The sequence below is a fragment of the Streptomyces sp. SID3343 genome, assembly GCF_009865215.1.
Classification (GTDB): Bacteria; Actinomycetota; Actinomycetes; order Streptomycetales; family Streptomycetaceae; genus Embleya.
In genome coordinates this window covers 1-2,138 of record NZ_WWJX01001571.1, presented here as the reverse complement: position 1 = coordinate 2,138, position 2,138 = coordinate 1, and the positions used below count along the sequence as shown (strand labels likewise).

General features: G+C 74.2%; 1 protein-coding gene. It reads right to left on the bottom strand.

What is annotated here, in order from left to right; all coding sequences use genetic code 11:
- The coding region (cobT, locus tag GT354_RS50360) for a nicotinate-nucleotide--dimethylbenzimidazole phosphoribosyltransferase (RefSeq protein WP_161364950.1) at nucleotides 1–2,138 on the bottom strand (2,138 nt) is incomplete at both ends.

The following is a 2,138-nucleotide window of genomic DNA, read 5'->3' as shown; positions in this document are numbered from 1 at the left end:
CGGTGGCCCGCGACGCACGCCGCGACCGCCTCGGGCGCGATGGCCTGCGCCACGAGCGCCGCGGCGCCCGCGATCACACCGTCCAGCACGACCGGTACCCGCAACGCCGCCGCGCCGATGATGTAGCCGGCGATCGCCGCGTGCTCCAGACCGCCGACGGCCGCCAGTACGCCGATCGGGTCGGCCGGGTCCGGCTCGTGCAGTGCCAGCGCGGCCTTGACCACCTCGATCTTGCGCTCGTGCGTCGCGTCGTCGATGCCCGTGCCGCGTCCGGTGACCTCGGCCACGTCGGCGCCGGTGAACACCGAGATCAGCGCCGCCGAAGCGGTCGTGTTCGCGATGCCCATGTCGCCGGTGAGCAGGCCGCGGTTCCCGGCGGTGACCAGGTCGCGTGCGACCTCGATGCCGACCTCGACGGCCCGGATCGCCTCGTCGCGCGTCATCGCGGGACCCTGCGTCATGTCCCCGGTGCCCGAACGGACCCGGCGCGGGAGCAACCCGGTCGCGTTGGGCAGGTCGGTCGCGACACCGACGTCCACGACGCACACCTCGACGCCGATCTGCTTGGCGAACGCGTTGACCACCGCGCCGCCCGCGAGGAAGTTGCGCACCATCTGCGCGGTGACCTCCTGCGGCCACGGCGACACACCCTGCGCGTGCACCCCGTGGTCCCCGGCGAACACCGCGACCGCGGCGGGCTCGGGGACCGGCGGCGGGAACGTCCGGGCGAGCCCGGACAGTTGCGCGCCGATGGTCTCCAGGATGCCGAGCGAGCCCGGCGGCTTGGTCATCGTGCGCTGGTGCTCCCACGCGGCGCCGAGCGCCTTGGCGTCGAGCGGGCGCACCGCCTGGAGTGTCTCCTCCAGCAGGCTCACCGGCTCCTCGCCGGGAAGGCCGCGCCGACCGTACGTCTCCTCGTGCACGACCCACGACAGCGGCCGGGCCTTGGCCCAACCGGACGACGCGAGTTCGGGCTCTTCCGGGAACGCGTCCACGTAGCCCACACACAGGTACGCGACGACGTCGACGTGATCGGGCAGGCCGAGCGCATTGGCCAGCTCGCGTTCGTCGAAGAAGCTGACCCAACCGACACCGAGCCCCTCGGCTCGCGCGGCGAGCCACAGGTTCTCCACCGCGAGCGCGCTGGAGTAGGGGCCCATCTGCGGCTGGGTCTGCCGGCCGAGCGTGTGTCGACCGCCGCGCGTGGTGTCCACGGTGACCACGATGTTGACCGGGGTCTCCAGGATCGCCTCGACCTTGATCTCCAGGAACTGCTTGGCGCGGGCCTTCGGCAACGAGGACGCGTACGCCTCGCGCTGCCGCTGCGCCAGTTCCTGAACGACGACGCGGGTTTCCTCGGAGCGGATCACCACGAAGTCCCACGGCTGCGAGTAGCCGACGCTGGGCGCTGCGTGCGCGGCTTCCAGCACCCGCACGAGCACATCGTCGGGGACGGCGTCGGGTCGGAACCCGACGCGGATGTCGCGCCGCTCGCGCATGACGCGATGTACGGCCTCACGCGACGCGTCGTCGTACCCGGCGGCGGCGGGACCGCGGTCGACGGGCTCGTCCTCGACGGGTTCGCCGTCGGCCTCCGCTGCCTCGTCGGAAGCGGGGCCGTCGGCTTCCACGTCCGCCGCGCCGGAGCCGTTCGCGTCCGAACCGTCCACGTCGGGGCCCACCGCTTCGGGGGCGCCTGCGTCGGACGGCTCCGCGCCGGGAGCCGGGTCGGCCGGGGCCGGGACGGCCTCGGGCGCCGGGGCGTCCACCGTCGGGGCCTCGACTGCCGCCGCTTCTTTCTCGACGACCTGCTTCTCGACAACCTGCGGCTCGACGGCCTGCTTCTCGACGGCCTGCTCGGCGGCCTGCGGCTCGACGGCCGGTGCTTCGACGGCCGCGGTCTCGACAGCCTCGGCCACCGGGGCGGCGTCGGGCTCGGCCTTCGTCGCCACGTGGGTCGGGTCCTCGTTCGCCTCCTGCGTCACCACCGCCTGTGCGGACACCGGCTCGGCCGGCGGTTCCGGCGTCGTGGGCAGCAGCACCGTGACGGCGGTCGGGGAGACGGCCTCCACGGGCTGCGCCGCGCCTGCCGAAGGGGCGACCACGTCGGCCGCGGGCGGGCCGTCCGGGACCGCGCC